Origin of the sequence: Novosphingobium sp. B-7 (genome assembly GCF_000410615.1) — a bacterium.
GTDB lineage: Bacteria > Pseudomonadota > Alphaproteobacteria > Sphingomonadales > Sphingomonadaceae > Novosphingobium > Novosphingobium capsulatum.
Genome location: NZ_KE148421.1, coordinates 1,537 through 3,928, shown reverse-complemented (window position 1 = coordinate 3,928; position 2,392 = coordinate 1,537). Strand labels below are relative to the sequence as shown.

General features: G+C 67.9%; 2 protein-coding genes. One reads left to right on the top strand and one right to left on the bottom strand.

The genetic code is table 11. The features are described from left to right. Positions 1–6: 6 nt before the first annotated feature. Positions 7–1,863 (top strand): NPCBM/NEW2 domain-containing protein, encoded by a 1,857-nt coding sequence (locus tag H926_RS0118370; RefSeq protein ID WP_051146432.1) that lies wholly within the window; start codon positions 7–9, stop codon positions 1,861–1,863. Positions 1,864–1,893: 30 nt separating this feature from the next. Here the strand turns inward: H926_RS0118370 and H926_RS28760 are convergent. After that, the coding region (locus tag H926_RS28760; protein WP_043610396.1) for a helix-turn-helix domain-containing protein at positions 1,894–2,392 on the bottom strand (499 nt) is incomplete at its 5' end.

The window sequence follows — 2,392 nt, the reverse complement described above, 5'->3', positions numbered from 1 at the left end:
GCCTGCCTGACGCCGGGCTGCCACGCCGCAGCGGCGCCCGATCCGCTGGCGCCCACTGGCCGGTGGAGCGCCAACACGCGCGGGCAAGCCGCCACGCCGCCGATGGGGTGGAACAGCTGGAATGCCTTTGGCGCGGCGGTCGATGAAACCAAGCTGATGGCCTCGGCCCGCTTGCTGGTCGACAGTGGCCTGGCGGCCAAGGGCTATCGCTATGTCGATATCGACGATGGCTGGTGGCTCAAGCGGCGCATGCCCGATGGCCGCATGCTGGTGCGCACGGCCAACTTCCCGTCTGCCACAACGGCCGATGGCGGCACCTCCTTGCGCCCGTTGACCGATCGGCTGCATGCCATGGGCCTGAAGGCCGGAATCTATTCCGACATTGGCCGCAACACCTGCAGCCAGGTGTTCGGCGGCGCGGATGCGCCCAATCTGCCCGAAGGCACCCAGGCTGAGCGCGAAACCGGCCTTTATGGCCATGTCGAGCAGGATATCGCACTATATTTACGCGAGTGGAATTTCGACCTGATCAAGGTGGATGGCTGCGGCATCCGCGGGCTTGGGCCAGACAATCCGCGGGTCAAGGCCGGGCTCTATCGCCCGCTCGGGCCGGTGATCGATTTCGATGACCTGCCACGCACCGACATTGCCGAAGTGCGCCGGCTTTATGGCGCGGTGGCCGATGCCTTGGCGCGCACCCGCCCGGCGGGCGACTATGTCCTGTCGCTGTGCCTGTGGGGATCGGCCGACGTGCGCAGCTGGGGCAAGGACATCGGCAACATGAGCCGCACCAGCGAGGACATTTCGCCCACCTGGGCGCGCATGCTGCACAACCTCGATACCACGGCGCGGCGCGCGCTCTATGCCCATCCCGGCAGTTGGAACGATCCCGACATGCTGTTCATCGGCAAGGGCGAATTCGATGCCGCGCATATGGTGGAGGCGCGCTCGCACCTGGCGCTGTGGGCCATGCTCAACGCCCCGCTGCTGATCGGGATGGACCTGCGCCAGGCCACGTCCGACCAGATCGCGCTGCTCGGCTGGGCCCAGGCGATTGCGCTCAACCAGGATCGCGCCGGCAACCAGGCCGTGCTCGCCTATGACAGCGCCGAAGTGCAGATCTACGTCAAGACGCTGGCCGATGGCACCAAGGCGGTGGCCCTGCTCAACCGCAGCGCCGCGCCGACCCACGCCACCTTGACGGCCGAGCATGCCAAGCTGACCGGAACGATCGCCACGACCGACCTGTGGACCGGCAAGACCGGCAGCTTCACCGGCGAAACCACTGTGCCGCTTGGCCCGCATGAAACCGTGCTGCTCAAGCTGGTGGGCCGCCATCGCCTGGCGGGCGGGCTATATCTGTCGGAAATGCCCGGCAGTGTGAATCCGGCGATCGATGGCGTGGTGCAACCACAGCCCGATCCGCTGGTGCATCGCGGCTTGCTGCCGTGGAACGATACGCGCGGGGGCGGCGAGCATCCGCGCTATGGCGGCTGGGGCGGGGCGGCGGTCGATACCGGCCCCTATGGCCAGCAGTTACAGGCCGGCCACGAAAAGCTCGATACCGGGATCGGCATCCTGGCTGGATCGCGTATGGAAGTGCGCAACGCCGGCCATGCCCGCTTCACCGCGCGCGTCGGGGTGGATGATGCGGCCTGGGGCAACAGCGGCGCGGTGACGTTCCTGGTCTATGGCGATGGACGCTTGCTGGCGCAGTCCGCACCGCTGCACGCGGGCCATGCGCTGGTGCCGCTTGCGGCCGATGTGCGCGGCGTGCATCTGATCGAGCTGATCGCTCGCCCGGAAAATGCCAGCGTGGCGCCCGATCCAGTGGTGTGGGGAGAAGCCGCCCTGCTCAATTGAACGGCATCGTTCCGTTTTGGCGCGGCGCTGTCATTCTTGCCGCAGAGCCTGAAGATCGATGCCCAGCTTGTTGATCTTGTAGTAAAAGGTCTTGCGCGGCAGCCCCAGCGTGGCGATCGCCGTGGCAATGCGCCCTTGCGCGGCGCGCACGGCGGCGATGATCGCCTCGCGCTCGAAGGCGTCGACGCGGTCTGCCAAGGGTTGCGGGGCAGGCGCAGCATTGTCACTGCTGTCGGGCGTGACCAGGCCCAGCACGAACTGCTGGGCAAAGCGGGCCAGTTCGTGGGCGTTGCCGGGCCATGCGTGATGATCGAGCCGATCCTGCACGGCGGGCACCAGGCGTGGCACTGGCAGCCGGGCGCGGGCAGCGGCCTCTTGCGCGAAGTGGGCAAACAATAGCGGAATATCCTCGCGCCGGGCACGCAGCGGCGGGATGGCGATGCGCATGCCGGCAATGCGGTGCAGCAGGGCCGGGGGCAGGGGGGCGGCCGCCTCGCTGCCTTGGCCGCCCGCGCCGGCCGTGGCAATC